This window comes from Psychrobacter sp. NPDC077938 (assembly GCF_044542635.1).
GTDB lineage: Bacteria > Pseudomonadota > Gammaproteobacteria > Pseudomonadales > Moraxellaceae > Psychrobacter.
Genome location: NZ_JBITUW010000002.1, coordinates 1 through 25,465, shown reverse-complemented (window position 1 = coordinate 25,465; position 25,465 = coordinate 1). Strand labels below are relative to the sequence as shown.

The 25,465-nt window shown below is 42.7% G+C and carries 19 protein-coding genes, 2 tRNA genes and 1 rRNA gene; 13 read left to right on the top strand and 9 right to left on the bottom strand.

Annotated features, from left to right (window positions below; all coding sequences use genetic code 11):
* Positions 1 to 84: 84 nt before the first annotated feature.
* From mgtE to argB, 4 genes are all read left to right on the top strand, one after another.
* Positions 85 to 1,488, top strand: a complete 1,404-nt coding sequence (gene mgtE / locus ACIGBM_RS03675; RefSeq protein ID WP_397476801.1) for a magnesium transporter — start codon at positions 85 to 87, stop codon at positions 1,486 to 1,488.
* Between the two features lie 183 nt (positions 1,489 to 1,671).
* Positions 1,672 to 2,136 carry a dUTP diphosphatase gene (gene dut / locus ACIGBM_RS03670; protein WP_290178438.1) on the top strand — a complete coding sequence of 155 codons (465 nt, stop codon included), beginning with the start codon at positions 1,672 to 1,674 and terminating at the stop codon, positions 2,134 to 2,136.
* Positions 2,137 to 2,273: 137 nt separating this feature from the next.
* On the top strand, positions 2,274 to 4,082 hold the full coding sequence (locus ACIGBM_RS03665) for a phosphomannomutase (RefSeq protein ID WP_397476800.1): 1,809 nt from the start codon (positions 2,274 to 2,276) through the stop codon (positions 4,080 to 4,082).
* Positions 4,083 to 4,159: 77 nt separating this feature from the next.
* Positions 4,160 to 5,071 (top strand): acetylglutamate kinase, encoded by a 912-nt coding sequence (argB, locus tag ACIGBM_RS03660; protein ID WP_397476799.1) that lies wholly within the window; start codon positions 4,160 to 4,162, stop codon positions 5,069 to 5,071.
* Between the two features lie 128 nt (positions 5,072 to 5,199).
* On the opposite strand, the gene ACIGBM_RS03655 is transcribed toward argB, so the two are convergent.
* Complete coding sequence (locus tag ACIGBM_RS03655) at positions 5,200 to 5,571, bottom strand: arsenate reductase (protein WP_397476798.1); 372 nt, start codon at positions 5,569 to 5,571, stop codon at positions 5,200 to 5,202.
* Positions 5,572 to 5,797: 226 nt separating this feature from the next.
* On the opposite strand from ACIGBM_RS03655, the gene leuS reads away from it, so the two are divergent.
* The 7 genes from leuS to ACIGBM_RS03620 all read left to right on the top strand — a co-directional run bounded on the left by leuS (position 5,798) and on the right by ACIGBM_RS03620 (position 14,930).
* On the top strand, positions 5,798 to 8,485 hold the full coding sequence (gene leuS / locus ACIGBM_RS03650) for a leucine--tRNA ligase (protein ID WP_397476797.1): 2,688 nt from the start codon (positions 5,798 to 5,800) through the stop codon (positions 8,483 to 8,485).
* A gap of 66 nt (positions 8,486 to 8,551) precedes the next feature.
* Positions 8,552 to 9,265: a hypothetical protein gene (locus ACIGBM_RS03645; protein WP_397476796.1), complete on the top strand. Its 714-nt coding sequence runs from the start codon at positions 8,552 to 8,554 to the stop codon at positions 9,263 to 9,265.
* A 162-nt stretch (positions 9,266 to 9,427) separates the two neighbouring features.
* Positions 9,428 to 10,528, top strand: a complete 1,101-nt coding sequence (locus ACIGBM_RS03640) for a DNA polymerase III subunit delta (RefSeq protein WP_397476795.1) — start codon at positions 9,428 to 9,430, stop codon at positions 10,526 to 10,528.
* 298 nt (positions 10,529 to 10,826) lie between these two features.
* Positions 10,827 to 12,152: an efflux RND transporter periplasmic adaptor subunit gene (locus ACIGBM_RS03635; RefSeq protein WP_397476794.1), complete on the top strand. Its 1,326-nt coding sequence runs from the start codon at positions 10,827 to 10,829 to the stop codon at positions 12,150 to 12,152.
* A 323-nt stretch (positions 12,153 to 12,475) separates the two neighbouring features.
* The gene (locus tag ACIGBM_RS03630; RefSeq protein WP_397477111.1) at positions 12,476 to 14,425 is read left to right on the top strand and encodes a MacB family efflux pump subunit; all 1,950 of its coding nucleotides are present in this window, start codon (positions 12,476 to 12,478) and stop codon (positions 14,423 to 14,425) included.
* A gap of 194 nt (positions 14,426 to 14,619) precedes the next feature.
* A tRNA-Lys gene (locus ACIGBM_RS03625) sits at positions 14,620 to 14,695 on the top strand.
* Between the two features lie 159 nt (positions 14,696 to 14,854).
* Positions 14,855 to 14,930: transfer RNA gene (locus tag ACIGBM_RS03620), tRNA-Lys, on the top strand.
* A 100-nt stretch (positions 14,931 to 15,030) separates the two neighbouring features.
* On the opposite strand, the gene ACIGBM_RS03615 is transcribed toward ACIGBM_RS03620, so the two are convergent.
* On the bottom strand, positions 15,031 to 15,819 hold the full coding sequence (locus tag ACIGBM_RS03615; RefSeq protein WP_397476793.1) for an MBL fold metallo-hydrolase: 789 nt from the start codon (positions 15,817 to 15,819) through the stop codon (positions 15,031 to 15,033).
* A 311-nt stretch (positions 15,820 to 16,130) separates the two neighbouring features.
* Positions 16,131 to 18,218, bottom strand: a complete 2,088-nt coding sequence (locus tag ACIGBM_RS03610; protein ID WP_397476792.1) for a catalase — start codon at positions 18,216 to 18,218, stop codon at positions 16,131 to 16,133.
* Between the two features lie 559 nt (positions 18,219 to 18,777).
* On the opposite strand from ACIGBM_RS03610, the gene ACIGBM_RS03605 reads away from it, so the two are divergent.
* Positions 18,778 to 19,569 (top strand): dienelactone hydrolase family protein, encoded by a 792-nt coding sequence (locus ACIGBM_RS03605; RefSeq protein ID WP_397476791.1) that lies wholly within the window; start codon positions 18,778 to 18,780, stop codon positions 19,567 to 19,569.
* 114 nt (positions 19,570 to 19,683) lie between these two features.
* Here the strand turns inward: ACIGBM_RS03605 and ACIGBM_RS03600 are convergent, their stop codons facing one another.
* From ACIGBM_RS03600 to ACIGBM_RS03580, 5 genes are all read right to left on the bottom strand, one after another.
* Complete coding sequence (locus ACIGBM_RS03600) at positions 19,684 to 20,373, bottom strand: DUF938 domain-containing protein (RefSeq protein WP_397476790.1); 690 nt, start codon at positions 20,371 to 20,373, stop codon at positions 19,684 to 19,686.
* A gap of 94 nt (positions 20,374 to 20,467) precedes the next feature.
* On the bottom strand, positions 20,468 to 20,932 hold the full coding sequence (locus tag ACIGBM_RS03595) for a flavodoxin family protein (RefSeq protein WP_397476789.1): 465 nt from the start codon (positions 20,930 to 20,932) through the stop codon (positions 20,468 to 20,470).
* Position 20,933: 1 nt separating this feature from the next.
* Complete coding sequence (locus tag ACIGBM_RS03590; RefSeq protein WP_057758892.1) at positions 20,934 to 21,347, bottom strand: OsmC family protein; 414 nt, start codon at positions 21,345 to 21,347, stop codon at positions 20,934 to 20,936.
* 143 nt (positions 21,348 to 21,490) lie between these two features.
* Positions 21,491 to 22,192 carry a hypothetical protein gene (locus ACIGBM_RS03585; protein ID WP_397476788.1) on the bottom strand — a complete coding sequence of 234 codons (702 nt, stop codon included), beginning with the start codon at positions 22,190 to 22,192 and terminating at the stop codon, positions 21,491 to 21,493.
* Positions 22,193 to 22,206: 14 nt separating this feature from the next.
* On the bottom strand, positions 22,207 to 22,788 hold the full coding sequence (locus ACIGBM_RS03580; RefSeq protein ID WP_397476787.1) for an HNH endonuclease: 582 nt from the start codon (positions 22,786 to 22,788) through the stop codon (positions 22,207 to 22,209).
* Positions 22,789 to 23,448: 660 nt separating this feature from the next.
* Between ACIGBM_RS03580 and ACIGBM_RS03575 the strand changes: the two genes are divergently transcribed.
* Complete coding sequence (locus ACIGBM_RS03575; protein ID WP_397476786.1) at positions 23,449 to 24,474, top strand: purine-nucleoside phosphorylase; 1,026 nt, start codon at positions 23,449 to 23,451, stop codon at positions 24,472 to 24,474.
* An 821-nt stretch (positions 24,475 to 25,295) separates the two neighbouring features.
* Here ACIGBM_RS03575 and rrf read toward each other — a convergent pair.
* A 5S ribosomal RNA gene (gene rrf / locus ACIGBM_RS03570) occupies positions 25,296 to 25,409 on the bottom strand.
* Between the last annotated feature and the right edge of the window lie 56 nt (positions 25,410 to 25,465).

The following is a 25,465-nucleotide window of genomic DNA, read 5'->3' as shown; positions in this document are numbered from 1 at the left end:
TGTGCAAAAGGCGATTGTTATAATCGTTATTGTTATTGTTCTTTATATACTGTAAAAAATTGACTGTAAAAACTTGGAACACTTATGCCTATCCCGACGCCCAATCAGGAACGAACTGCCATGCTGTCAGGAGACTATAATTCGGCCGAATATAGTGCCGAATATAAGCTTCTGTATCTGCAGGGTTTGGTTGCTGATAAAGCATACGAGGCTATCACGGAGTTTTTGGAAAAGCAGTCCGAATATGAGATTGCCAACCTACTAGAGTCCTTCCCAACTCAAAACCGTCTGTTGATTTGGGCACAGGTGCCAGAGCACATCAAAGGAGAGGTACTTGCCGAACTAGATGTCGATACGCGCCAGCCGTTGATGGAGAACATTTCTTCTCAAGAAATCTCCTTGTTTACTCAAGACCTTGATGCTCAAGATATCTCTGAGATTTTGGACACTGTCACTGAGAGCGTACGTACCTCAGTCATGGCAACGCTGGACGAAGAGACGCGGGTTCAAGTCAATAAGCTTGATACTTATGCTGACTGGGAAGTGGGTAGCTATATGGATCCTGATATTATTCAGATAAGGGATGATATCTACCTAGCAGATGTACAAGAGTGGCTGCGTGAAAACGACGACCTGCTCGATGACGAGAGCCAAGAGCTGTTAGTTGTTGATCAAAGCCAACAATTACTAGGCCTACTCAGTCTAGTAGATTTAATCAAGCATAAACAAAACACCTTGGTCTCGGAGCTGATTGATACCGCCATTACAATCAATGATCGCTTGGATATTCAAGATGCCGCCGCGATTTTTCGTTCAGAAGACATCCGTTTTGCCCCCGTCATCAATAGCCATGGCGAGCTGGTTGGTCAACTAAACGGCGAGGACATCATGGAGATTATCCAAGATGATGTCGACAGCACCATGAAAAACCTCGCTGGTGTTAGCCAAGATGAAGAGCTGTTTGCCCCTATCCTAACCAGCGCCAAAAGCCGTAGCGTCTGGCTAGGTATCAATTTATGTACCGCCCTTTTGGCCGCAGCAGTGATTGGACAGTTTGAAGAAGTACTAGCACAAGTCGTGGCGCTAGCGATATTGATGCCAGTAGTCGCCAGTATGGGCGGTATTGCTGGCTCGCAAACCTTAACGGTGGTTATTCGCGGGATGGCGATGGGTCAAATCGGTGGTTCCAACCGTGTCTGGCTATTGAATAAAGAGCTGTGGGTGGGTGCGATAAACGGTATCATCTGGGCGATAATTATGGCGTTTATTGCTCAGTTATGGTTTCATGATATTAAGATCAGTGCCGTCATCGGTTTTGCCATTGCGATCAATATGACTGCAGCTAATGTCTCGGGCATCAGCATACCGCTGATGCTAAAACGGATGAATATCGACCCTGCTCTATCTGCTTCGGTTATCCTAACGACCGTCACGGATATCGTCGGCTTTATGTCCTTTTTAGGATTGGCTAGCGTGCTGATACTTTAGTTTTTTGCTGAATTGCTGAATTGCTGAATTGCTGAATTGCTGAATTGCTGAATTGCTGAACAATTAAAATATAGAATTGCTATTTGTTTAAAAATGTCGAATAAGATTTGTTTAAAACCCTAGTTCAAGGCCTTAGTTTTAAATCATAATTTAAAAACCATCAAATCGTTAAGTGAGTGTGTTATGCAAGCTGTACAAGTTAAAGTGGTAAACCCTAAAATTACTGAAGACGAAGCGTTTTCTCTACCAACTCGCGCCACCGATGGCAGTGCAGGTATTGATTTGCGTGCTTGTATTGACGAGCCGTTAACGATTAAAGCGGGTGAAACACACTTAATCGGCACAGGCCTTGCCGTTTATATTCAAGATCCTAATTATGCAGGTATGATTTTACCGCGTTCAGGTCTTGGCCATAAGCACGGTATCGTCTTGGGTAACTTGGTTGGGCTAATTGATGCCGACTATCAAGGCGAGCTGATGGTTAGTATTTGGAACCGCAGTAGCGAAGACTTTGTTCTTAACCCAGCTGAGCGTATGGCACAGTACATCGTGGTACCTGTTGCGCGTCCTGAGTTTGAAGTGGTTGCAGAATTCAGTGATGAAAGCGTACGCGGTGCAGGCGGGTTTGGACACTCAGGTCGCCAATAGTAGCTATTTTGTTGATCAATTTTTCTGACAACTTTTTAGATAGTGTTTAAGGTTTTCATTAAGCTATATCTAAAACCTTGCGCTATTCATTTTTATTTATCATTGAACATCTATCACGGTTATAAGGAGAGTAAGCAATGCCACCTTTTGCGGCGCAGCAATCCTTATTCCGTGCTTATGATATTCGCGGTGCCAACCAGTATTTTACTAGCAGTTTTATACACGCGTTAGGCGATGCTTTTGCTACTCTCTACAATGCGCAGAACGGCCAACCGACTCAAAACATCAATGCTAATGCCTCTAATGCTAGTACCTCTGTTGATACTAAGCAAAATGTTGTCGTTGTTGGTTATGACATGCGCATTGGCAGTGAAGCCATTGCATCCACACTTTCTACTGTACTAGCTCAGCAGGGTTTACGCGTAATCCAATTAGGTCTGGTTACCACGCCGATGATGGCATTTTGGGCAGCGCAATATCAAGGCCATGGCATAGTCGTAACAGCGAGCCATTCCGCTAAAGACATATTAGGTATCAAATGGTTGGTGAATAACAAATCCCCTAGTAGCTCAGAGATACAGACGCTTTATCATCAGCTAACCGCTCATCATAGTTGTCACGCTTATCCCGATAATCAAGCTAACAATCCTATCTTGCATTCAGAAAACATTGATAATAACTACGACTCAAAATTACCAATTGATTTGCTTGAGCAACTACCTACTCATCAAGTAGCAAACGTTTATATTGATGCTATTGAGCAGGTATTTGAACAATTATTTCAGCACAATCACTCGGCAACTAAAGCCAATCAGAAAAACGCTTATAAACTTGATTTAGTCATAGTTATTGACTGTATGCATGGCGCAACTGGGAGCATCGCTCAACGCTTGTTTGAACGTTTTTGCCAGCATGTTATTTTTCTCAATGACACACCTGATGGTAATTTCCCTCTTGGTAATCCAGATCCTACCGAACCAAACCGCTTAAACGAATTGCAACGAGCCGTTGTTTTGAATGCAGCAGATATAGGCTTGGCGTTTGATGGCGATGGCGATCGTTTAATGATCGTTGATAACAACGGCAAGATAGTTACGCCCGATCATTTGCTCTATTTATTGGCACGTATTGCTATTACTGAACATCCTAACTCTCTTAGCGACTCTTTATTAGCATCTGAAGTTCTTTTCGATATTAAGTGCGCCCATCATTTACCAAGACTGTTATCTGAGCTTGGTACTACACCTGTGATTAGCAAGACTGGCAGCAGCTTTATGCGGCAACAAGTACAGCATCCTGACAATCAGATTGTCTTCGCTGGTGAATTATCAGGGCATTTCATCTTTAATGACAGCCGCTTTATTCCCTACGATGATGCGATGTATGCCGCACTACGATTGCTGCATTGGCTTGACCAAACTCATAATGATACTAATGATAAAAAACCGCTAGCAGATATCATCCAAAGCTTGCCCACTATAATCAGTACTGCTGACCATTATTTGCCAATGCCGCAGACCGCTACTACCGACTGCTCACTTGTAGAGCAATTAACGAGATTTTGTCATTACTTGCAGTATCTAGTAGATATGTCTACTCATACTGATTCTTCATCTCGTCAGAAGTTAAAAGATACTTGCCTGCCCGCCACAACATGCAAGTCATCAGCGTGTACTTGCGCTACTGCGAAGGCGCAAATAGCATTAAAACAGACGCATGAATTATTACCTATAGGAACCAAGCTGAGCTGTATCGATGGTGTGCGTTTAGATTTTGCGCATGGCTTTGGCGTACTGCGTCAATCAAATACCAGTAATAGCCTGACCGCGCGCTTTGCAGGTGACAGTATAGATGACCTAAAAGATATTCAGGCGACATTTGCCGCTTTATGCCGACCATTTAACGCAGATCTAGCAGAACAGATTCTTGCTATTCCTGCGGAGTAGCCTCATAAAACATATAGCTGTCTCATTAGACATAGTAGAAAAACAACCAATTTAAACCCGGCCCTTAGGAGTTTGTAATGACGCTTAATTTAGATGATGCCAAAAACACCGCTGAAGTATTGACCACTGCTCTGCCCTATATCCAGCGTTTTGTTGATAAACTCATCGTCGTAAAATACGGCGGCAACGCCATGACCGACCCTGAGCTTGAGAGCTCATTTGCTCGCGATATTGTTTTGCTAAAAACCGTCGGTATGCATCCAGTAGTCGTACATGGTGGTGGCCCGCAAGTTGACAACCTCCTAAAAGAGCTCGGTCGTCAATCAGACCGTATCGATGGCATGCGTGTCACTGACAAAAGTACTATGGATATCGTAGAGATGGTCTTGGGCGGTAGCGTTAACAAATCGATTGTTAGCTTGATTAACAAACATGGCGGTCGCGCGATTGGCCTAACTGGTAAAGATGCCAACTTAATCTTAGCCAAAAAGCTAATGATGGAAAAAATCGGCGAAGATGGCATCGCTGTTCCGATAGACCTAGGGTTCGTCGGTGATGTGGTCAGTGTCAATAAAGACGTGATCAACATGCTCATTGCGTCTGACTTTATCCCTGTCATCGCCCCACTTGGCGTCGATGCCGAAGGTAATACCTACAACATTAATGCTGACCTAGTCGCAGGTAAAGTAGCGGAGTTTTTACAAGCAGAGAAACTGATGCTATTAACCAATATCAAAGGCGTATTGGGCCGTGATGGCGAAGTGGTAACTGGACTCACACCAAAGAAAGTGGATAGCTTAATCGAAGATGGCACTATCTCAGGCGGTATGATTCCTAAAATTCAATGTGCGCTGGATGCGGTACGTAGCGGTGTCAAAAGTGCGGTAATCGTTGATGGCCGTGTTCCTCATGCAACCTTACTTGAGATCTTCACCAACGAAGGGGTTGGTACGCTCATTAGTCGTGAGATAGACTCATCATTGAGCTAGCAAAATCTAGCAATACTAAATGTAAAAAAGCTAAATATAGAAAAGCCCGAGTTAATATAAATGCTCGGGCTTTTTTGTGCCTTTTTATACTTAACAAATCAGCCTAGCTTAATTTTTATAGCTCAAATTTACGAAAAAACTTTATCAAACTCAGGTTCATCGAAGCCGCATAGTAATACTGCTTGATTTTTATCTACAACCTGACCTTCTACAATAGGACGTTTGATCATGCTGGTATTTTCCACGAGTAAATCTATCGCGCTGTCTACACTAGCATCAGCCGCTTGCTTTTGACTGTCGTCTAGTTTGCGCCATGTCGTACCGCGCTTATTGAGCACTTTGTCGATACCTAGCTCATTTACCCAACGCTGTACTGTTTCTTTATCGATACCTTGTTTTTTATAATCGTGAAAATCGTAGCTGACATCTAAATCGTCTAGCTTAGTAAACGCTTTTTTCATCGTGCTACAAGATTTGATACCGTAAATGGTGATGGTCATGATAAATCCTCATAAATATGCATTAATTTGTCTATTATACCTAAGGCTGACTGGATATAGAGAATGCTTTACTTTTAATCGTCAAACCTAGTAAGCAACTGCATCATATCGTCGCAATTTTCGCCAAATTACGCTATGCTATGGCATTGTCAAATTCCACCTATTTTGATCAGTATTAAACAAATCCGTATTAAATAAATCAGTATCAACCAATTTCGAGCCGACTATGAGCAACGCCGTGACAGCAGACCAAACAGAAAACAACTATTACAACCCGCAAGCGATAGAAGCCGCGCAGCAAACCAAATGGGCAACTGACAAGCGCTTTGAAGTAAGCAATGAGCCAAGCAACAAGCCAAGTCGTTACATGCTATCAATGTTCCCTTATCCAAGTGGCAAGCTGCATATGGGCCACGTCCGTAACTATACGATTTCTGACGTATTGAGCCGTTATTATCGTCTCAAAGGCTATGAAGTCATGCAGCCAATGGGCTGGGATGGTTTTGGCCTGCCAGCAGAAAACGCGGCAATTGCCAACCAAACCCCACCTGCTGCATGGACATTTGCCAATATTGACAGCATGCGTGCGCAGCTTAAATTGCTAGGCCTGTCTATTGACTGGTCACGTGAATTTGCCACTTGTAGCCCTGAGTATTATCAGTGGGAGCAGTGGTTATTTTTGCAATTATACAAAAAAGGTCTAGTCTACAAAAAGCTGTCGACGGTCAACTGGGATCCTGTTGACAACACTGTTTTAGCAAACGAGCAAGTCATCGATGGCAAAGGCTGGCGTAGTGGTGCTGCGGTCGAAAAACGCGACATACCTATGTACTACTTCAACATCACTGACTATGCTGATGAGCTATTGGATGATTTGGATCAGCTAGAAGGTCATTGGCCATCTGAAGTACTAACCATGCAGCGTAACTGGATTGGTCGTAGTGCTGGTATGGAAGTGCACTTCCCTTATGAGCTTGCTGGTGAAAAAAACACCTTAGACGTGTTCACTACTCGTCCTGATACCTTGATGGGTGTGACTTATGTCGCTGTTGCCGCAGAGCATCCACTTGCACAATATGCCTCTGAGCAAGATGACGCAATCGCTCAATTCTGTGCGCTTTGTAAAAAAGGCTCAGTCGCTGAAGCTGATCTGGCCAAAGCTGAAAAAATCGGTATGGATACAGGCCTCACTGTGACGCATCCTTTGACTGGTGAAGAAGTGCCAGTGTGGGTTGCCAACTATGTGCTGATGAGCTATGGCTCAGGCGCAGTCATGGCAGTACCTGCTCATGATGAGCGTGATTATGAGTTTGCCAATAAATACGACCTACCAATCAAACAAGTCATCAATACCCCTGATGGTTATTTTGATGAGCTAAAAGCAGATGCCAAAGCGAACGATAGTGAAGTCAATCTTGCTTATACCGAGCGCAATACCTTGGTTAATTCAGGTGAGTTTGACGGTCTAGATTTTGAGCAAGCGTTTGAAGCAATGCTAGCTAAGCTTGAGCCGAAAGAGCTGGCTAAGAAAAAGATCCAGTATCGCCTACGTGATTGGGGGGTGTCTCGCCAGCGTTATTGGGGTTGCCCTATCCCAATGATCAACTGTGAGCATTGTGGTACGGTGCCTGTTGAAGAGCAAGACCTACCAGTTGTGTTGCCAACCGACGTCGTACCTGATGGTCGCGGTAACCCACTTAAAAATATACCAGAGTTTGTCAATACCACTTGTCCTAAATGTGGCAACCCTGCTGAGCGTGAGACCGATACCTTTGATACCTTTGTAGAGTCTAGCTGGTACTATGCACGCTTTGCTAGCCCAAATGATGCGCAAAACATGGTCAATAAATCTGCTGCCAATAAATGGTTGCCAGTCGATCAATACGTCGGCGGTGTCGAGCATGCGGTGATGCATCTGTTGTATGCACGCTTCTTCCATAAGCTGATGCGTGACGAAAACTTAGTCACAGGTGATGAGCCATTTGCCAACCTAATGACCCAAGGCATGGTGCTCGCTGGTACGTTCTACCGCGTCAATGCGGATGGCAGTACGACTTACTACTTTGCAGAAGATATCGATATTGACTTCAACGAACGTGGTCAACCCATTAAAGCTATCTTGAAGTCAGACGGCCAGCCAGTGACGATTGGCAAAATCGAAAAAATGTCTAAATCAAAAAATAACGGTGTCGATCCACAGCTAACCATTGATAAATATGGTGCTGATACGGTTCGTTTATATACGCTATTTACTGCGCCTGCGGATCAAACGCTTGAATGGTCAGACGACGCGCTAAAAGGCCCTTATAACTTTGTGAAGAAAGTATGGCGTATTGCAACCGACCATATGCAAGCGCTAACAGCCGCCAATATCAGCATTGATACGCTTAATAGTGCTACCTTGAACACAGACGGATTGAGCAAAGAAGCCAAAAACTTACGCCGTAAAACGCACGAAACAATTGCTAAGATTGATAGTGATTTGGGTGATCGTCTGGCATTGAACACGCCAGTATCAAGCCTAATGGAACTTGCTAATGAGCTGACTGGCTTTAATGCGAGTAATGAGCAAGAGCTGCACGTCAAACATGAAGCGTTGACCAATCTGCTGATTATGCTGTCTGTCTATGCGCCGCACGTCGGTGAGCATTTGCTTGAGCAATTGGGTCTTGATACCTTAACTTTAGACTACCCAACCGTGGACGAAAGTGCGCTGGTACAGGACATGATCACGATGGTGGTACAGGTCAATGGTAAGATGCGTGGTAAGATGGATGTCGCACCAAACAGCGATCCTGAGCAGCTAAAAGAGCAAGCTCGCACTATGGAAAGCGTGGCAAAATTCATCACGGGCGAGATCAAAAAAGAAATCGTCGTTCCTAACAAACTGGTTAACATCGTGGTTGTAGGCTGAGGTATCTTGAGCTAAGTATTTTAGGCTTAGTGCTCTAAGCCTTCTTATCATATGAGGATAGCGTTTATGTCATACAAGCATCGAGCTGAGCAGGCGCAACCAAGATTAAGCGCATACAGCCTAGCTAATAAAAAGTCCCATGGCCAAAAGTTCGGAGCAGTCTTACTTGCCACGCTGCCAATGTTTGCGGTGGTAGGTGCAGCCGCTGCTCTTAGCGGCTGCGGCTTCCAGCTGCGTGGCTACGACTCAGCGATGCTGCTTGACGTCGAAAAAACAGCGGTCATTATCGAAGACAATCGCACCTCATTCCCGCTGAAACTACCATTGACGCGTCGCCTAAAGACGTTAGGTGTCGATGTTATTAGTAATATGAGCTCAGAAGAAGTTGCTCGTAATAACCAACAAGCAGGGGCTGAGTCTATTGCTGCTATCGACATTCGTAATGTACGTTTTAAGCGTTACGAATTGGTTGGCGTATTAACAGAGATTCGCTTGGTACTATCAGCAGATGTCAGCTATCAAACGATGGAAAATGGTAAGCCTGTAACCCTGAGCAACCCCATTCAGGTCGAGCGAAGCTACCAGTACAACGAAGCATCTGTTAGTACTGACGATCAGCAAGGCGATCAGACTCGTGATTGGCTCTATGATACTTTAGCTCGCCGTATCACTGACCAGTATGTTGCTATCTCGCTTCCTAAAGTCGCACCTGCTGCAAAACAATCTGTGCCAATGAATAAAGGTGTGACACCAACCGTTGTCGTCGTACCACAACCGTAATAGCTAGTCGTTCTGATTATCAAACGATACCATTTCTAGAAGAATGAGTAGCAAACTAAGCGAGTGTAAGTACTACCTTGAGTAGACTGGGCTAGCTTAATACTGTTAAGCATATTTTTGGAATTGGTATTACCTGCTCATCAACCTGTGTAACACCACGCTATGCAAGATACTTTCATAAAGGCCTATCCAAAACTATTGCAGCCTTCCGTTGCGGTAGCGGGCTTGTGGCTGGCGCACGGTGACGAGCCACTGCTGAGTCAATGGTTGATAGATGCGCTGCGTCCACACTGGCGCGCGCAGAATTACGCAATCAAACGTATAGAGCTGATTTCTGTCAAGAGCTGGCAAGAAGTGCTGTCAGAGCTTGGTAGTCAGTCTTTATTTGATGATGCCAGTGCCTTAATCGTGACGGGTAACCATAAACCTGACAAAGCAGTTATCGCCGAGCTGGAACGTTTTGCGGTCGAGGCACAAGCTGGCACACACGGTCATAGTGTGTTGTGGCTCACACCTAAGCAAGACAAACGCAGCCAAAGCAGCAAATGGTTTGCTCCTTTTGCACAATACGGTAATGTCATCGATTGCAATTTATACAATGAGCAGCAGCGCCAACAGCTACTACAAATACAAGCTCAGAAGTTTGGCTTACGACTGTCTCAAGAAGCGTGGCAGCTACTCATGTCACACACTGAGCATCATTTGCTAAGTGCTTATCAAACCCTATGGCGACTGTCCTACCTGTTTGCACCGCAGCTAGTTGCTAATAACAGTACTAGTGAAGATAGTGCTAATGACACAAGTACCGAACAATCTAATAGCTTTTCACAACCTGTGAATAATGTGGCATTAGATATTGCAGACCTACAAGCAGCGTTGGTCAGCGACGCCCAATTTAGCGTGTTTGATTTGTCTGATGCGATGCTCGCGGGCAATAGTACGCAGGTTGCCAAAATTATGTTTCAGCTAAAGTCAACCGACGAGCCTACTACTTTAGTACTCTGGGCTATTAGCAAAGACATGCGTCAAATTATCCAACTTATGGACGGTCAAGACCCTCAAGCATTAGGCATTTGGCGTAGTAAGCAAGGGTTGTACAAACAAGCCTGCCGTCGTCAGTCAAAAACGCACACGGCCGAATGGCCTGCCCTGCTTTACCGCTGTGACCAAGCTATTAAAGGACTTATTCGCCAGCCAGCATGGGAGCTATTATTGCAAGCAGCATTGGAGCTCGCAGGTAAGCGTTTATTTGCCATGCGCTAAGGCTAACCTGTCACCGACTTTTATTGTTTCTCTTATTAACAAGTTATCCATTTCTTCTCTTACTGATTTATACGTTTTTCTGACTGGTTTATACATTTAAACGCTATAAATCCAGATTCTACTACCCTATCTTGTTCTCCTATAATCTCCGTTTTATTGATTTTTAGTAAGCGTTTCTTTTCTTTACCTGTCTCTATTTCTGGCTACCTTAACCTTTCGTAAACTAATTTCCATTCCCTTTTGTAGGTGAAGTCTCTACTATATCTACACTTGATTTAATTGTGATTGGATTGTTGTCATGCGCAAAATAAGCAAAAAGTCTGCTATCAAATGGGGTGTCATCACCTTAATTATCGTAGCATTAGGGGCTTTGGCCTATACTTTTTTAAAACCAGAAGAAACCACGCCCAACTACCTAACCGCAACCGTTGAAGTCGGTGATATTGAAAACAATGTCATGGCGTCCGGTAAAGTAAAAGCGTTAAATACCGTCGATGTAGGGGCACAGGTATCTGGTGAGGTAAAACGCCTATACGTTGAAGTCGGTGACGAAGTCAAGCAAGGCGATTTGATTGCGCAGATTGATCAAGTGACTCAGAAGAACAGCCTGAGCAATGAGCAAGCCAGTCTTGAACAAAGCGAAGCTGCGCTACAAAGTGCTCAAGCAGAATCGTTAAGCAAACAAGCCAGTCTAAAAAGTGCCTATGCCGATCTTGCCAGCCGTCAGTCTGAGCTGAAACAAGCACAGTCTGATTTTGCGCGTTTGCAAGACTTAGTCGCTATCGATGCTATCTCGCAGCAAGAATATGACACGCAAGCGACCAGTGTCGAGACAGCAAAAGCAGCCGTTGCCAATGCGCGTGCGGCTATCGATACAGCAAAAGCGGCGATTGCAACCACTGAAGCCAATATCAACAGTCAGCAAGCGGCGTTACGCAAATCACGAACCAACGTCAGTACCGCTGAAGAAGATTTGAGCTATACCACGATTCGCGCTCCGATATCAGGTACTGTCGTTTCTATTACGACTGAGCAAGGCACCACCGTGAATGCCAACCAAACGGCGCCCACATTGGTGACGCTAGCGGATTTATCGACCGTGCGTATCAACGCGCAAATCTCAGAAGCTGATGTCATTAACGTCAATGCTGGTATGCCCGCTTATTTTAATATTATTGGTAATCCAGATAAGCAATATGATGCGACGTTGACTGCTATCGAACCTGCCCCAGAGCAGATCAGTAGTACCAGCTCAACGGACGCTGCGATCTATTATGTCGGCTACGTAGAAGTACCAAACCCTGACCGTTTGTTCCGCATTGATATGACAGCGCAGATTTATATCATCGTTAACGAAGCCAAAAACGCCCTATTAGTACCGTCAACAGTGATACAAGAAAAACGCTCTAAAGGTAAAGAAAAAGGTAAAGCAGCCACCGGCAAGTTTGTACGTGTACTAAAAGAGGACGGAACCGTAGAAGAGCGTACAGTAGAAGTCGGTATCGACAACCGAGTAAATGCGCAAATCTTAAGTGGTTTGAAGGAAGGGGAAGAAGTAATCATCAGTGAAGAAAGCGGTAAGAAATCAGGTAGCGGCCGTATCCCTGGTGGACCTCGAATGTAACTTGCTCTTTGACTATGTTGAATAAAAAAGGGCTTGTTAAACATAGCAGCCCTTTCATAACAACACTATAACGCTTATTAGCCTTTATTAAAGACACTGCTATGACTATATCTCAATCTCCTAAACCGTCGACTGAAGATAGCTCTGAAAGTAGCACGGCTCAAAACTTAGGGTCACACACTTCTGCTAACCCTTCAAACAACTCAGATAATTTAGACAATTTGGATAACTTAAATAACTTAGACAGCTCAGATAATTTAAATAACTTAAATAATCGGGCAAAAACCAATACCGTTAATCACCCTGCACCAGGCAAGCCCATTATGGAGTTGTCTGGCATTATCAGAGAGTTCCCTGCTGGTGAGCAAACCATTCGTGTCTTGCATGACATCAATCTAACCATCAATCAAGGCGAGATGGTTGCTATCATTGGACAATCAGGCTCTGGTAAGTCCACCTTGATGAATATCTTAGGCTGCTTGGATCAAGCCACTGCTGGCGATTATAAGATCTATGGTCAATCTGCCCGTAAGCTTGATGCCGATCAATTGGCTGAGCTGCGCCGTGAACACTTTGGTTTTATTTTTCAGCGCTATCATTTGCTTGGTGATATTAGTGCCAAAGATAACGTCGCCGTCCCTGCCGTGTATGCTGGTATGGATACCGAAGCACGCACAAATCGTGCTGAGAAGCTACTAACTGACCTCGGCCTTGGTAATAAGGTCAACAACCGTCCCAATCAGCTCTCAGGTGGACAGCAGCAGCGTGTTTCTGTTGCTCGTGCACTGATGAATGGTGGTGACGTGATCTTGGCAGATGAGCCCACAGGGGCACTCGATAGCAAATCTGGCGAAGATGTCATGGCAATTTTGCATGATCTCAGCGCACAAGGTCATACCATTATCATGGTCACTCATGATCCAAAGCTGGCAGCGCAAGCGGAGCGTGTGATTGAGCTAAAAGACGGCTATGTCATCGCTGACTATCAAACTGAACATTATAAGCACACAGACAAAAAACCAGAATCTATCCTTGGTGAACATCGAAAAAGTGCTTTTGGTAGCTTTATTGATCGACTGCTTGAAGCATTTAAAATGTCTTTGCTTGCCATGCGCGCGCATAAGATGCGTACCCTACTGACTATGCTCGGCATTATCATCGGTATCGCTGCGGTTGTATCTATCGTAGGTCTTGGACAAGGCTCTCAGCAGCAAATCCTCGCTAATATCAGCTCGTTAGGTACTAATACCATTACCGTCAATGATGGCTACCCTAGAGGCGACCCTAGACGCCGCTATAATGATGACAACTTGACGCCAGAAGACGCCGAAGCGGTCGGCAATCAGCCCTATATTATCAGCGTTAGCCCTCAAGTGAATGCCAACTCTAGCGTGCGCTATCGTAGTATACAAGAGGACGCTACCGTCAATGGCGTTGGCGAAGACTATCTAACCGTCACTGGTGAGACATTGGCATTGGGCCAAGGGTTTGATGCAAAAAGCGTCACATTACGTAGTCAAGATATCATCATCGATGACAATGCTAAGCAGACCTTTTTCTCAGATGTTGATAATCCTATCGGTGAAGTGATACTGGTTGGTAGTGTGCCTGGGCGCGTGATTGGCGTCCTCGAAGAGAGTGATGGTGGCTTTGGCCCCAGTGTGACGACGCCTACTATCTATATGCCTTATACGACGGTGATGTCGCGCGTCACGGGTAGTACCAATATCGACCGCTTTGTAGCGTTGTTAGATGACAGTATCTCTTCTAGCGCCGCAGAGACGGCCATCTCTGACTTAATAGAGAGTCGCCATGGTAAAGATGACTTTGAGTTGCGCAATTCAGACTCTATCCGTCAAACGATCGAGTCGACGACGGGCACGATGACCCTGCTTATTTCATCAGTCGCGGTTATTTCATTGATCGTCGGCGGTATTGGGGTCATGAACATCATGCTAGTCTCTGTCACCGAACGTACCAACGAGATTGGCGTACGTATGGCAGTGGGCGCGCGTCAGAGCGATATCATGCAGCAGTTCCTCATTGAGGCCGTTTTGGTCTGTATTTTAGGGGGACTGATTGGTATCGGACTGGCCTTTGCCATTGGTGAGCTGATTAATAGTGTGGGCGGTGATAATTTCAAAGTTATCTATTCATCAACCTCTATTATTGCCGCTTTTGTTTGTTCGACGTTAATTGGTGTGGTATTTGGATTCTTGCCAGCACGTAATGCTGCCAAATTAGATCCTGTTGAAGCACTTTCTCGAGACTAATAATCGATTATTGACTCGCTTTAGACAGAAATAGAGCAGTCAATATCGATATAATGGCAAAAATTTAAAGAAACTGGAATAAATTGGCAATTTTATAAGAGAATTACACTTTTTTTATCATGTGGGGTTGTAATTGTCATAATAATATATATAATGTGCTCTCACGTTTAGGGATACAAACACTTTAAACGTTAGGGCTGTTAGCTCAGTTGGTAGAGCAGTTGACTTTTAATCAATTGGTCCCGCGTTCGAGTCGCGGACAGCCCACCATATTTAGTTTAATCTTTATTAATCGTTCTACCCTATCCGGTAGTAGACTAATAAAGGTAAGTTTAAAAGACATCGTTAAGATGTTTAGTTTTAGAAAGTTCTTTAGTTAGAATTTTCTCTTGCAGAGTTAGAAAGCATCGCTTTTTTATATACTCTTCAGGGCTGTTAGCTCAGTTGGTAGAGCAGTTGACTTTTAATCAATTGGTCCCGCGTTCGAGTCGCGGACAGCCCACCATATTTAGAAAGCCCAGTTACTATCTTAGTAATTGGGCTTTTTTTCGTCTGAGCTTTTTAAACGTTTTTTTAGCTATTAGTTTCTTAACTTTTATATACCTCTACTTATTATGCTTACGTTTAAACAGTCGAAAGTTATCTCTCTTGCGCCATAGTAGTTTATGTCTGATCGTATCCTTGATGGTACGTGGATGCTTGGGCGCATGAGCGATAAACTCATCAAACTCTGCCTCACTCATCGCCAGCTCTCGTCCATGTGCCATCATCACCATTGACGGTTGTAATGCTTTGATTTTTTTTAACGATTGAACATAGTCTTTAGGGTAATAGACAGGAAATGGTGCTACGAACTTATGGCGCAATTTAATGATTAAATCAGCAGTGTATACTTCGCGACTGGGCAGGTGAAACAAAGACAAATCACGATCCGTGTGACCTGGCGTCTCTAATACTTGCCATTCATCAAAATGTGGCACAAGCTCGCCATCTGTGACAGTGATATCTGGTTTCAGACTTGCCGAGTAATATAGGTTTTTAAATGGTTTACCTTGACGTCTGGCCACATAATATCCTAGATGTATATCTACGAAGTGCATCGTGTGCCCGCCAATACCGCTATACCATTGCTTTTTTTTATCTGCTGAGACAATTAGACAATCAGTCTTTTCTCGAAACTTATTCGCACCACCTGCATGATCCGGATGCATATGCGTGACCACTACTACTTTTAGATCGGTGATAGGTCGTTTTAACGTCGACTTGATATAGTCAAGCACCATCGGTACATCAGCGCGGCAGCAGCCATCTAACAGCATTATTTTATCTGGATATACTGCCAGATAGCTACTCTGGATATATCCTTCTAAACGTACAATTTCACATAGACTCATTGGTGTTCCCTACCTCATTCGTCGTTATTATTGTGAGGCTTTTGTTCAGTTTTATAGCCAATCTTTAGTATAGCGCCCGTCACCACAAATAAAACGACTTTGGGTGAACGCTTGTGACTATATATAGAAGCGATGCGGCACACAAAGACCGTGCAACTAATAATTCTTAATAAAGAACGATTAGAACCTGTATACATAGTTTTATACGTGGCAATTCTCACCTTACCAATAAAAAGCAAAAACCCAGCACTTAGGCTGGGTTTGAGAAAACATTTAGTATTTAGATAATTCGTAAATTACCTATTTATCGACTATGCAAGGTCACGAACCTTTGGCTCACGTTCCCATAGACGAGACTTAGCATTGCTGATAAAGGCATCTAGCTCAGCCAATGGCGTCACAAATTCATCTTTTTCAACTGGAAGTTTACTTAGGATAAATTCATCAGTCGCGCCGCAATAGGCGATGGCTTTGCAATGGTTGTACGCGTCGTTGAACCAATCTAATGCTGAACTGTCTTTTGCGAGCTTTTTAGCTTGGTCAGGCATGATGATACTAACGACGGCATCAAACATCACTGACGGACCACCAGCAAGGCGCTCATCAGCTTGTATGCGTGTACCATCATCCAATACGACTTCTTTGTTAGGCGCTACAATCTTGACGCTAGCACCCTGCGCTTTGGCAGCATCTTCGAACTTTTTGACTTCACTACTATTAGAACCTTCTGCGACTAAGATACCAATCATACGGCCTTTTAGGCTATCAGGCGTTAGGCCAATAGTTTGTACCGCTTTAGAGGTTCCTAAGTCTTGGACAGGTGCAGCTGCATCTGCTGGCTCTGGTAGCTCCATACCCAACGCCGTTGCTACGCGATTGGCCAAGTCTTCATCGATATGAATCAAATGGCTAAGCATACGCGTACGCACATGAGCTGTATCTACTTTACCTAATTCAAACGCATAAGCGGTTGCGATATGTGCTTGTTCAGTTGCGGTCTGACTACGGTAGAACATACGTGGCTGGCTATAATGATCTGCAAAGCTCTCGTCACGTACGCGGCCTTTTACGCCATCATCTAGTTGCTCATGAAATGAGTTGAAACCACGTTTAGCGCTTTCACGAGGACGAGTTGGATCTAGACTTTGCGGCTCATAGAGTACACGCGTCTTAGGCACCTGCATTTGCATATGACCATCTTGCTGATTGTTGGCAAACGGACATTTTGGCGCATTGATAGGAATCTGGGCAAAGTTTGGCGAGCCTAGACGTGATAGCTGGGTGTCTAGATAGCTGAACAAACGACCTTGTAATAATGGGTCATTACTAAAGTCAACGCCAGGTGGCAAATGCGATGGGCAGAATGCTACCTGTTCAGTCTCTGCAAAGAAATTATCTGGATAGCGGTTCAATACCATCTTACCCACGACTTTAACTGGCACCAACTCTTCTGGAATCAGTTTTGTCGCATCGAGATGATCAAATGGGAATTCATTGGCTTCTTCTTCAGTAAATAACTGTACGCCAAACTCCCACTCAGGATAGTCACCGTTGTTGATTGACTCAAATAAGTCGCGACGATGATAGTCAGGATCAGCACCTGAGATTTTCACTGCCTCATCCCATGTGGTTGACTGTACGCCCAATACTGGCTTCCAATGGAAACGTACAAAGGTACTCTTACCGTCTTTATTGATTAAGCGATAGCTATGAATACCAAAACCTTCCATCATGCGTAGGCTACGTGGTAGACCGCGATCACTCATCAGCCAAATTAGATTGTGCATCGTTTCAGGGCTTAACGAGACAAAATCCCAAAACGTATCATGAGCAGAAGCTGCTTGCGGGAAACCACGATCTGGTTCTGGTTTTACGGCGTGAATCAAATCTGGAAACTTCATCGCGTCTTGGATAAAGAAGATTGGCATATTGTTACCAACGATATCCCAGTTACCTTCTTCTGTGTACATTTTCACAGCGAAACCACGTACATCACGTGGCGTATCTTTTGAACCTTTGTTACCCGCTACCGTTGAGAAACGCGTAAATAATGGCGTTTGCTTACCTGTTTCGGTCAATACTTTAGCAGTCGTATATTCTTCTAGTGATTCTGTCAGTTCAAAATAACCGTGTGCGGCACTACCTCGAGCATGGACGATACGCTCGGGGATACGCTCATGGTCAAAATGATTGATTTTTTCACGTAATACAAAATCCTCTAATAGCGTCGGTCCACGTGAACCTGCTTTTAGAGAGTTTTGGTTATCAGCGATTGCCACACCTTGTTGAGTGGTTAATACTTTGGTGTCACCGCCTGCACGCTGATGGGTTTCACCACCATTGCCACGTTCCGTATTCATGTTTTTGGCGGGGTCCGTATGATCGATATTATTATTCATAAAAAATCCTAGCTAATAGATTGAGAGTGCTCTTTTAAACCACTAAAAGAGTGCCTACACAGGTTTGATATCCTTTGAGATAGTGGTGACTTCATCTGTCATTTATTTATCTGTGTTTCCAGCATTGCCGAGCGTTAAATTGATACCGCACTAAAATTCGTAAAGGAATAATAGGCTTAGGACTTATACTACCCAAAAAATAAGTCAAATATAGTTGCGTATATAGTAAACCTTGTTGATGTTTGGTTAAGGTCTATAGACGCTATAAGCCAGCTGCTTTAGTTGGTCTTAAAGGCGCATAAACGTTAACAATAGAATCTTGTAATGTAGTTATTCTTTAAGGTATGCTTTTTATGAAGTATCAGAGACTATTGATAAATAAATTGGCATGGTTTTAGCCTTATATTTATCTTTTTTATGTCGTTGGATTCAGATAATTTCGTTACAAGAAAACCGAGCGCAAGCTATACATTGGTATAGTTAGCGAGGATGACAATGTAGCGGGTTTATAGGGATTTGATGATGCGACTATTCTTATATAACTATAAGGCTACCTACCATGTTACCAACTCTAAACTCCCCGACTAAAAAACCTTATCACTCATTGTTAGTAGGCGCGTCAATGGGTCTAATGGCATTAACGTTCAGTCAAACGGCTGCTGCTATCACGACCAAAAACGTAACTTATACGGTCGATGATAAAGCGTATGAAGGCTATTACGCCAAGGCAGATAAGCCAAACGCACCTTTTATCTTATTGATTCATGATTGGGACGGTCTAACTGACTATGAGCGCAAACGTGCTGACATGTTAGCGGCTGAAGGCTACAACGTATTGGCAGCCGATATGTTTGGACAAGGCATTCGTCCTACTTCTATCGAAGAAAACAAACGCCTAACTGGGGAGCTATATGATGATCGTAATAAAATGCGTCGCATATTGGCAGGGGCACTGACAGCAGGACAGCTACAAGGCAATGATGTGCGCAAAGGCACGACCATGGGTTATTGTTTTGGCGGTACGGTCGCGTTAGAGTTAGCACGCTCAGGTTTTGAGCAAAAAGCCTTTGTACCCTTCCACGGTGCCTTTGACATTCCAACTGGTCAAAGTTATGACAAGACCACTGGAGAAATCCTAGTATTTCACGGTTCTGCTGACCAATCTGTCTCGCTAGAGAGCTTTGCCACTTTGGGCAAGACGTTAGAAGCAGCTAAAGTCCCTCACGAAATGGTCACTTATAGTGGCGCACCACATGCCTTTAGCGTATTTGGCAGCGACAGATATGATGCCCGCGCCGATGAGCGCTCTTGGAAACGCTACTTGGATTTTTTAGCAGAAGAATATAAATAATCTAACTGCACAAGTCGAATAAGTAATAATACAAGCAAGCCCAAACAAAAAGACACCTTAATAAGATCCGATAACGATCCATTGAGGTGTCTTTTTTTATACAGTCTTAAGCATTTAATTCTTACGAAATACCAATAGCTGGTTATTAGCAGGCATCGCATATGTTTTCGAAAGCTGTAGATGATGAGCATTTGCTAGACTGATAATATCTTCTTTATCACGAATGCCGCTGTCAGGATTACCTGCTCTCAACATCGCATCAAATCGCTGATTCCCTTCACTGGTATATTTGCCATTTTCGTTAAATGGTCCATAGACAATCAACTTACCGTCAACAGGTAGCGCAACACTAGCCAATGCAAATAACCGCTCAACCAAAGCCCAGCTAATGATATGCAAAGTATTGGCTGTAAATATTACATCATAAGGTTTGTCTACATAACTGCTATTTAAATGACCACTATCTAAATGACTACTAACAGGTACTGAGTCATGCGCCAAATCAAACGCTAATGGCGAATATAGATTGGGTGCAGGATAAGCATTGTACCAAGCAATGATATGGCGGTGATTACTAATCACATCGCTGGTTTGCCACTGTATCTCAGGCAGATTAGGCGCAAAGTAAACACTATGCTGACCTGTCCCAGAACCAATCTCTAGCACATGATTAAAGCCTTGCAACTCTGTTTGAAGTACTTTTAGAATAGGCTGCTTATTATTTTCACACGCTTGAGAAAATGGCAATACAGAAATATCTACTTTACTATTTGGATTATCACTATCTAGATTATCGTCATGCATCACCATCCTCCCAGACCGTTTGTTATGCTAAGCGTTGGTAGCAATAGATTAACAAGCACTGTCTAATACTGCCTGACTACCAAACAACTGACTACTAGTAAATACCCGCCTCTACCCCAGCAGCCAACATCATAGCAAACTCTTCTACCTGCTCAGCAAAGCTATCTTGCCAATCGCCTTGTAGTATCAGCGCCTCTTGAATCCATGACCAACGTAGCCCCGTTGTAATCGTTTTGAGCGCAAGCTTGGTACCTGTACCATCATGCCCTGCCCGTATATATACCGCAAATGGCATCCCCTGCTTTTCTTCTAGCACGGGATAATAGCAACGATCAAAAAAGTCCTTGGTCAGTCCTGCCATATACGCCAGATTCTCAGTCGTACCTAGCAGTAGCGCATCAGCAGCCAATATATCCTCAGGCTGCGTATCCTGTGGTGATTTCAAAATGACAGTGATATCTATATCAGGATGATTGGCACCGTCATAAGCTGCCTGCGCCAATTTCTGAGTATTGGGCGATGGCGCATGAGCAACGATAAGTAAAGTCTTAGTGGACATATTAGGCTTCTGTGCCATTATTAAATACTAGATTTTGAGTAATGGCAGGATCCAAGCTATTGCCTACTGGACAAGTCAACGCGGTTTTATAAAACCGTTTTAAGGTACTCTCATCCAGTGCCTTCGAAAAATTGACCACAACGTGTATTTCACTTACACGTCTTGGTTTGGCAGCCATGACTTTGGTGACCTCTGCGGTCGTACCTGAGATATCGATATCCATCGCTTCGGCTTTGATACCGATAATCGTTAAGATACAACTACCCAAACTGGTCGCTAGCAAATCAGTAGGAGAAAACGCTTCGCCTTTACCGTGATTGTCCGTCGGCGCATCGGTAATTATTTGATTATTCGACTGCAAATGGATAGCTTGTGTGCGTAAATTGCCTTGATAGGTTACTTTTGAGGTTGTCATAGGGCTTCTCTTTGGTAATTATTTTTAATAGATTACTGCTCTATCAGAAATGTATATAGCTCACTGATGAACAATTATTCATTTTAAAATATTGGCTAAAATATATAGTTTCTGGGTTATTCTTATAAGAATAAATGATGGATTTATTCTAAGCTGCCTGATAAAGACTCCCACTTTGTTACGCGTTCTCTAATATGACTCATTGCAATTTCAGCGAGTTGTGTAATTTTTTCCTGATTTCTTTCGGCCTGTTCCCAGTAATCCGCATATTTTCCACCATCAGCAGGATCTCTAAACTGATATTGTATAGACTCTGATCGACTCTCTTTTTCTATCATCTGTATTGACTTATATATATTCTCTGGATAAAAAGGTCTTTTCTTTTCACGCACGAAATAGAGTTCTCGTAAAGCTTCATAATATTTATCAAGCCTTTCTGTCTTTGTTTCTTCATCTGACTTGCTTGGGTCTACGAAATCCATCATAGGCCTTAAATTAAGGCTTGCATCTCTTACATCAACTAATAGAGCAGAAAGCTCTGATAAAACTTGATATTCTTTTTCATACCTGAACCCATGGGTATTTATCTGGGAAGAAAGTTCAGCACGGGCAGTCTCAAGATGCCTAGCATGATCAAGCTTAACTGCTTCAATTTTTCTGGTTATTGCACCTATATCCTCTTTAGTAGCCAAATTCTTTCCCTTCTCGAAAGAATAACTAAATAAATATTTTCGAAAAAAGAAAATACAACTAATGGCTAAAAGCACAAGTATTTGCAGAAATAAAATTATAAGTTCCAAATCTTTTCCTAATAATATTTTATATTCAGCAGCATGCTGACCCAAGCGTAGTAGTAGTACTATTTTTTGCTATAACTCTTGTACGACTTGGCAACTAGTTGGTTAATATCTGTTGCTAGAATTTGAGCTTTTCGCATTGTGTCTTGAACGGTTTCCCAGTTCTCCCAATGTTGCTCCCATTTATCTTTACCTACAATGGCTTCAAAGTTAACTACCGTTGGATCTTGCCACTGTTCATAAATAGATAGCCTCTCTATTCGTTGCTTTAAATCTATGATCCCTCTAGATTTAGGTGACAGCTTTGCATCACTAATAATCCAAGAAGCCCAAGGCTTATTACCTTTTGACTGATTGCATTTACCACATGCTGGTACTAGGTTATGAATTTCTGATATGTAACCAGTAGGCAATTTATTTATAACAAGTGGCCTTAAGTGGTCCCATTCGGAAGCCGTAGAACCACAATAAGAGCACTCAAATTTATCATGATCCATTCCAAGAATTTCTAAAGCTTCTTTCACTTGTTCGTTAGTAGGTAGTACAGTGGGAATAATCGAATTAATGAATGCATTCGTTATACTAGATGATCTTCCTGTAATCTTCATCGAAGTAGGCATTTTGAATAATGATAAATATTCCATAACTTTTTGCTAAAAAATTTATTAATTTTAAAGTTAGCATTAATGTCATAAATCAACAATATAAATATATTAAAAAGTCCACTTTAGTAGCTTCTTACTAACAGATAAAGAAATTAAGTTATGAAGAACATTAAAATAAGAGGTCTAAAGCTGAGAAAAGCGATGGTAATCGATTAAACAAACTAAATACATAAAAATTAATATACGAGTGCAAGTTCAGGCTAGACTGACTCTAAGCCACCATCCCAACCTAGCCTTTTCAGACTATTTGTTAACTAAATCTCGCTAAGATATATGTCTAATAACCTAAAAGTAGTATCAGTAAGCCCTAAAATAACGAAAAGCATAAATAGTATGAGTCGCTATTAAGTGCCACATAATAGTGAAGATCCAGTCCAATAGTCACTAGTAGAAATCTTTTATCGAAAAAACCAACTGCAAGGCATCAATAGTTAAATAAAATCAGTAAAAAAGGAAAACTCTATTCCACCTAAAACCTTTTGACCTACCCTCTACACTGGCCAAACGCTCCAGCCTATCTACAGATTATGCTATTCTATATTGGATATATATAAGCATTTATTTAGTTTTAGCAAATTTTTTAGTTATTGCTAATTAAATTATAAATCCAGACTTAAATACTTTGAATAGGCGTCCCATATGTTTATAAAAAAACATTCCTTTCATTTATCTATTTTTACCATGATACTTATGTTTTGCAGTAATGCACAAGCTGAAACTCATCAAGATAAAATCCAAGTAAAGGTATTTATCGCGGCGATGTTTGAAATTGGTGAAAATAGCGGAGATAAAGCAGGCGAATTTCAGCATTGGTATAATCAATATTTTACAGATAGTAAGCCTATAAAAGTAGCAGGTGCCCATAGCCCAGTTTATTGTAACTCAGAAGGTGTCTGTGGTTCAGTATTAGGTATGGGTAAAGTAGGGTCTTCAGCGTCCATGCAAGCAATCACACTTTCTCCTAAATTTGACTTTAGCAAAAGCTACTTCGTTCTAAGCGGTGTCGCAGGAACACCACCGAGCAAAGGCACGATAGGTGATGTAAGTTGGGCGTCTTGGCTCGTAGATTATGACTTGGGTCACCGCTGGAAAGCTGAAGAAGGTGAAAAAGGCGCACCTACGTTTACACCCCGCAAAGGCTATGAAGATATTCGCCGCTATCAACTTAACTCTGAACTGCTAAAATGGAATCTACATCTCAGCCAGTCAGTTGCTTTAAAAGATTCAAAAGAAGCCAGCGCCTATCGAATGAAATATCCTGATGCAGCAGCACGACGGAGCCCAGCTATCACCGTAGGCACTCATATGACAGGAGATACTTTTTTTCATGGGCCAGGGCTGTCAAAACAAGCTCAATATATAGCTGAGTTATATAATGCAGATGATTACGTTATCACTGAAATGGAAGCCGCCGCAATAGCACAAGTACTTAACAGAACGGTAGGTATTGAACGCATAATGAGCTTACGTGGCGCAGTGAATTTTGACCAAGGTAATCCAAATGAGACTACGCTTCAACATCTAGATCCAGCTCCAGGAGAAACAGCTGGTGGCTTTGCGGAAACAGTAGAAAATATAGTACTAGTAGGATCAAAAACTGTCGATCACATCGTTGATAACTGGGATGTCTGGGAAAAAGGTGTGCCAAAATTCAAAAAAGAATAAAGAATAAAGAACTCCAAGATAAATTTTAAGTAGTACAACAGACAGTTAATAGTTAGCAGTCAGTAAGTAGTTTCTAGAGTGGGTTTACGCTCATTCTAAAAACTGCTATGGCTAAAAGCTCTACTACAAATATAGCTCTTCCATTTCAGCTTCATTAGAAAATGATTAAGTCCTTGATCCACTTAAACTCTTTAGATAGTATATGATTAAGTAAGTTATAAGATTCTTCATTGATATAGACCTCTATTCTATCTAAGTTACTCAAAAGATGACAACATCACTCCGCTCAATAATTAAGACACTGTATCACTCGTAGTAAGAACATACCTGTTCCAATATTCCTTCCTAATACTTTACAATTATTTTTATCAACCATACCAAAAATATGATGGCGCATATTATTATGTGATTTGTCGCTCATAGAGTCTGTTGTCTAAGCATAGTCTAATGTATTTAGTATACGCAGTGGCACAAAATTGCGTAATAAAAAATATCTCTTTATTAGATAGCTTTAAAAAATCCAGTACCAAACCGCGCACAAAGAAAAGCCCCTGATACTGACGTATCAAGGGGCTAATCAAGGATAGAGAGCTGAGGAACGAGAAGAGCGCCGTTAAGGCAAAGCATTGCTCTACTAGGCAGCACAAGAGCTATCTACAGGCATATCCTTCCGTCTTGCACTACGGACGACTGTCTTCCAGACAGTCGTTACTCCTTGCTCATCTTTAAATAGAACTTACTACGTAGGTCACCAGGAATAACAAACCGCACGCAAAGAAAATCCCCCGACAAGCTAATGTCGGGGGATTTTCAGAATAGAGAGCTGACGATGACCTACTCTCACATGGGCGAACCACACTACCATTGGCGCTACGATGTTTCACTTCTGAGTTCGAGAAGGGATCAGGTGGGGCCATCGCGCTATTGTCGTCAGCAAAGGGGGTTAGATATGAGTCTGTTATTTTTATTGTTTGACTATAAATGTTTAGTT

Bases quoted from the DNA above. Each gene is read 5' to 3' on its own strand.
- mgtE (WP_397476801.1), top strand. From the start codon at position 85: ATGCCTATCCCGACGCCCAATCAGGAACGAACTGCCATGCTGTCAGGA.
- dut (WP_290178438.1), top strand. From the start codon at position 1,672: ATGCAAGCTGTACAAGTTAAAGTGGTAAACCCTAAAATTACTGAAGAC.
- ACIGBM_RS03665 (WP_397476800.1), top strand. From the start codon at position 2,274: ATGCCACCTTTTGCGGCGCAGCAATCCTTATTCCGTGCTTATGATATT.
- argB (WP_397476799.1), top strand. From the start codon at position 4,160: ATGACGCTTAATTTAGATGATGCCAAAAACACCGCTGAAGTATTGACC.
- ACIGBM_RS03655 (WP_397476798.1), bottom strand. From the start codon at position 5,571: ATGACCATCACCATTTACGGTATCAAATCTTGTAGCACGATGAAAAAA.
- leuS (WP_397476797.1), top strand. From the start codon at position 5,798: ATGAGCAACGCCGTGACAGCAGACCAAACAGAAAACAACTATTACAAC.
- ACIGBM_RS03645 (WP_397476796.1), top strand. From the start codon at position 8,552: ATGTCATACAAGCATCGAGCTGAGCAGGCGCAACCAAGATTAAGCGCA.
- ACIGBM_RS03640 (WP_397476795.1), top strand. From the start codon at position 9,428: ATGCAAGATACTTTCATAAAGGCCTATCCAAAACTATTGCAGCCTTCC.
- ACIGBM_RS03635 (WP_397476794.1), top strand. From the start codon at position 10,827: ATGCGCAAAATAAGCAAAAAGTCTGCTATCAAATGGGGTGTCATCACC.
- ACIGBM_RS03630 (WP_397477111.1), top strand. From the start codon at position 12,476: ATGGAGTTGTCTGGCATTATCAGAGAGTTCCCTGCTGGTGAGCAAACC.
- ACIGBM_RS03615 (WP_397476793.1), bottom strand. From the start codon at position 15,819: ATGAGTCTATGTGAAATTGTACGTTTAGAAGGATATATCCAGAGTAGC.
- ACIGBM_RS03610 (WP_397476792.1), bottom strand. From the start codon at position 18,218: ATGAATAATAATATCGATCATACGGACCCCGCCAAAAACATGAATACG.
- ACIGBM_RS03605 (WP_397476791.1), top strand. From the start codon at position 18,778: ATGTTACCAACTCTAAACTCCCCGACTAAAAAACCTTATCACTCATTG.
- ACIGBM_RS03600 (WP_397476790.1), bottom strand. From the start codon at position 20,373: ATGCATGACGATAATCTAGATAGTGATAATCCAAATAGTAAAGTAGAT.
- ACIGBM_RS03595 (WP_397476789.1), bottom strand. From the start codon at position 20,932: ATGTCCACTAAGACTTTACTTATCGTTGCTCATGCGCCATCGCCCAAT.
- ACIGBM_RS03590 (WP_057758892.1), bottom strand. From the start codon at position 21,347: ATGACAACCTCAAAAGTAACCTATCAAGGCAATTTACGCACACAAGCT.
- ACIGBM_RS03580 (WP_397476787.1), bottom strand. From the start codon at position 22,788: ATGGAATATTTATCATTATTCAAAATGCCTACTTCGATGAAGATTACA.
- ACIGBM_RS03575 (WP_397476786.1), top strand. From the start codon at position 23,449: ATGTTTATAAAAAAACATTCCTTTCATTTATCTATTTTTACCATGATA.